The sequence below is a fragment of the Acidovorax sp. KPB24-07 genome, from assembly GCF_057543315.1.
Genome location: NZ_BAAJYS010000620.1, coordinates 1 through 1,492 on the forward strand (window position 1 = coordinate 1; position 1,492 = coordinate 1,492).

2 protein-coding genes and 1 pseudogene are annotated in these 1,492 nt (G+C 72.7%); all 3 read right to left on the minus strand.

What is annotated here, in order from left to right:
• A partial coding sequence (locus AC27IQ_RS24440; RefSeq protein ID WP_487091127.1) for an ATP-binding cassette domain-containing protein occupies positions 1-174 on the minus strand: 174 nt, incomplete at its 3' end.
• Positions 171-1,163 (minus strand): tRNA (adenosine(37)-N6)-dimethylallyltransferase MiaA, encoded by a 993-nt coding sequence (gene miaA, locus AC27IQ_RS24445; protein ID WP_487091125.1) that lies wholly within the window; start codon positions 1,161-1,163, stop codon positions 171-173. The genes AC27IQ_RS24440 and miaA, both read right to left, overlap by 4 nt.
• Positions 1,150-1,492: pseudogene (locus AC27IQ_RS24450) on the minus strand (Bcr/CflA family drug resistance efflux transporter); the annotation flags it as partial. The pseudogene AC27IQ_RS24450 and the gene miaA, both read right to left, overlap by 14 nt.

A 1,492-nucleotide genomic window follows, 5' to 3' on the forward strand; every position in this document is an offset into this window, starting at 1 on the left:
GAGCAGCGTGGACTTGCCCACGCCCGATTCGCCCACGATGGCCACGAACTCGCCCGGGTGCACGGCCAGGTCCACCTGCGCGAACACGTCGGCCTCGCCGTAGCGCTTGCCCAGTTGTTCGACGCGCAGCACGGCGTTCGCGGAGCCGGCGGTACTGGACGGTGCGGCGCTCATGCCGCGGCCTCGTCGGCCAGCCGCCGGTGCACGGCCTGCACCAGCCGTTCGGTGGCGCCGGGGGCATCGCAGGGGATGGCGTGGCGTGCCGGCATGCTGCGCAGCCAGGTCACCTGGCGCTTGGCAAGCTGGCGGGTGGCGGCCATGCCGCGTTCGCGCAGGCCTGCCACATCGAGCGTGCCGGTGGCCGCCTCGGCATCCAGCACCTCCCAGGCCTGGCGGTAGCCCACGCAGCGCATGGAGGGCAGGTCGGGGTGCAGGTCGCCGCGCGCCCGAAGCCGGCGCACTTCATCGACGAAGCCCGCGTCCAGCATGGCGTCGAAGCGTTGGGCGATGCGCCCGTGCAGCCAGGCGCGGTCTTCGGGCTCCAGAGAGAAAAGGGCATCCACCGCCGTATTGGCGCCGTCTTCTGCTCCTTTTTTAATCGTATGAAAGCTCGACAGCGGCTGCCCTGCGATGCGCCACACCTCCAGCGCGCGCTGGATGCGCTGGCTGTCCGCCGGTGCCAGGCGCGCGGCGGTGATCGGGTCCACGCGGGCCAGTTCGGCGTGCATGCCGGGCCAGCCGATGGCGGCGGCCTGGGCCTCCAGCTCGGCGCGCACGGCGGGGTCGGCGGGCGGCATGTCGTCGATGCCGTCCAGCAGGGCCTTGAAGTACAGCATGGTGCCGCCCACCAGCAGCGGCAGCGCGCCGCGGGCGCGGATCTGCGCGATGAGGCGGCTCGCGTCGGCCACGAACTCGGCCGCGCTGTAGGCGTGCAACGGGTTGCGGATGTCGATCAGGTGGTGCGGCACCGCGGCCAGTTCGGCGGGCGTCGGCTTGGCCGTGCCGATGTCCATGCCGCGGTACACCAGCGCCGAATCGACGCTCACGATCTCCACCGGGCAATGCGGCGCCAGCGATGCGGCCAGCGCCAGTGCGCCCGCCGTCTTGCCCGAGGCGGTGGGGCCGGCCAGCGCGATGCAGGGCAGCGTCTCAGGCAGGCGCATGGGGCTCTCCGTGTCGTTGCACCAGCGTCCAGGCGGTCAGCGCCAGCGCGGCCGAGCAGGCCCACACGCCGTGCACCAGCGGCCACACGGTGCCGTCCAGCCGCGCGCCGACCCATCGGCCCACGGCGAAGGCCACCAGCATCATCATGAAGCCGTTCAAGGCCGAGGCCACGCCGGCCGCCTGCGGAAACGGGCCCACCGCACCGCTTTGCCCGCAGGGCTGGTGGATGCCATGCGCCACCATGAACACGCACATCGGCAGCAGCAGTGCCAGCGGCGTGTGCCAGCCGGCGAAGGCCGCCGCGGCCATCAGCGTGCCGCCGAGCAGG